This window comes from Dietzia sp. DQ11-38-2, assembly GCF_014145055.1.
Lineage (GTDB): Bacteria > Actinomycetota > Actinomycetes > Mycobacteriales > Mycobacteriaceae > Dietzia.
Map to the genome: position 1 here is coordinate 1 of NZ_JAALDW010000444.1, position 1,893 is coordinate 1,893.

Annotated in this window: 1 protein-coding gene and 1 pseudogene; both read left to right on the forward strand. The window is 71.3% G+C overall.

Features of this window, described 5'->3' with window-relative positions; translation table 11 throughout:
- A pseudogene (locus G6026_RS14085) lies at positions 1–590 on the forward strand (ABC-F family ATP-binding cassette domain-containing protein); the annotation flags it as partial.
- Between the two features lie 299 nt (positions 591–889).
- Positions 890–1,774, forward strand: a complete 885-nt coding sequence (locus G6026_RS14090) for a hypothetical protein (RefSeq protein ID WP_194307633.1) — start codon at positions 890–892, stop codon at positions 1,772–1,774.
- Positions 1,775–1,893 lie beyond the last annotated feature (119 nt).

The following is a 1,893-nucleotide window of genomic DNA, read 5'->3' on the forward strand; positions in this document are numbered from 1 at the left end:
TGCTGCTGCTCGACGAGCCCACCAACGACCTCGACATCGACACGCTCCGCCAGCTCGAGGACCTGCTCGACGGCTGGCCCGGCACGATGGTCGTGATCTCCCACGACCGCTACCTCGTCGAGCGCATCTGCGACTCGGTGTGGGCCCTGTTCGGCGACGGCGGGCTCACCAACCTCCCGCGGGGGATCGACGAGTACCTCGAGCGCCGCGCCCGCGCCGGGGCCGCGGGCGACTCGGGCAAGGTCCTGCGTCAGCCGGCCTCCGGGTCCGGTGCGGGTGCGGGCTCGGATGCGGGCTCGGGTGCGGGCTCGGGTGCGGGGCCTGGCTCGGCGTCCGCTGCGCCCGCCGGGGCCGGTCTCAGCTCGGGCGAGGAGCGGGCGCTGCGCAAGGAGATGTCCAGGATTGAGCGGCAGATGCTCAAGCTCGACACGCGTCAGGCCGCTCTTCACGAGGCGCTAACCGCCGCCGCGGGAGAGGCGCTCGACACGGAGAAGCTCGCCTCGCTCGACCGCGACCTCAAGCAGGTGACAGCGGAGAAGGAGGAGCTCGAGGAACGCTGGATGGAGATCGGCGAGCAGATAGAGGGCTGACCCGCAGGCCGGCGACCAGAGCGCTGACCCGCAGGCCGACGCGCCAGGGGGACGACGCACTCAGGCGTCCATCGGTCTTGGTCGTCTCTGCTGCGGTGAATCGCGCGTCTCGCCGCGCTAGGCACGACCAGAACGCGGGAGGACCACCTGCGACTGTCACCGGCGTGCGCGGGTGGTTGTGGATGGTCGTTTTGCTCCTCCACAGGCGACGCTCCCGGCGGGTGTGATCGGACGCGGCGCGTGATGATGCTGTGGTGCCTCTAGCCGATCCTGCTGAGCCGTTCGTCGGAAGTGCCGCGGTGCAGGCCGGCCGCCTGACCGGCCATCAGCTGAGGTCAGGACATCGCCGGTTGTTCCCCGACGTGTACCTGGCCGCCGGGGAGCCCGTCACCCCTGATCGCCTGGTTCGCGGCGCAGCATTGTGGGCGCCCGCCGGAGCTGTGATCGGCGGTCTCGCGGCGGGACTGTTCCACCGTGAGCGCTGGTACGCGCCGGCGGCGGTCGGGAGAGGCGTCGACGTCTACGCGGTCGGTACGGCGCCCGCTCCGCGCGGAGTGCGGTTGCGCCGACTCCGGCGTGCCCTGCCGGCCGGGCACGTGGTGACGATCGGTGGTCTCCGGGTGACCTCCGCGGCGCGGACGGCGGTCGACGTCGCGAGGTGGGAGTTCGACGACGACGCCGCCATCGCGAAGATCGATGCCGTGTGCAATCGGTCCCGCATTTCGGTCAGCGAGGTCAGTGCACTCGCGGAGAGCGTGCGAGGACTGCATGGTCTGCGCAGGGTGCGCGGCCTGCTGCACTGGTGCGACCCGCGGGCGGACTCGCCACCGGAGACCAGACTTCGGCTACTCCTCGTCCGGTCGGACCTCCCCGACCCGACTCCACAGGTCGCGATCCGCAACGAGTACGGAGCGAGAATCGCTACCGCGGATCTCGCGTACGAGGCCGAGATGGTCGCGGTCTTCTATGACGGCGAGGTCCATCGAGGGAAGGACCAATGGGAGTACGACGCCCGGGTCAACGCCGAACTCGCCGAACTCGGCTGGCAGGTGGTCCGCGTCACCGGGTCGATGCTCAGGAATCCTCGGGCGGTGCTCCGCCAGGCCCGCGCGGCCCTCGAGCGCGGCCGCCACCACATCGCCTCACAGGTTGGTCGTGCCCACTGTGACGGAGGCGCCATCTGATCACAACGGACACGACCATTCACCGGGTGCTGCGGGGTCCCGAGGTGCTGCGGGGCCCGTGTGCTGCGGGGCCCGGGTGCTGCGGGGCCCGGGGTGCTGCGGGGGCCCGGGTGCTGCGG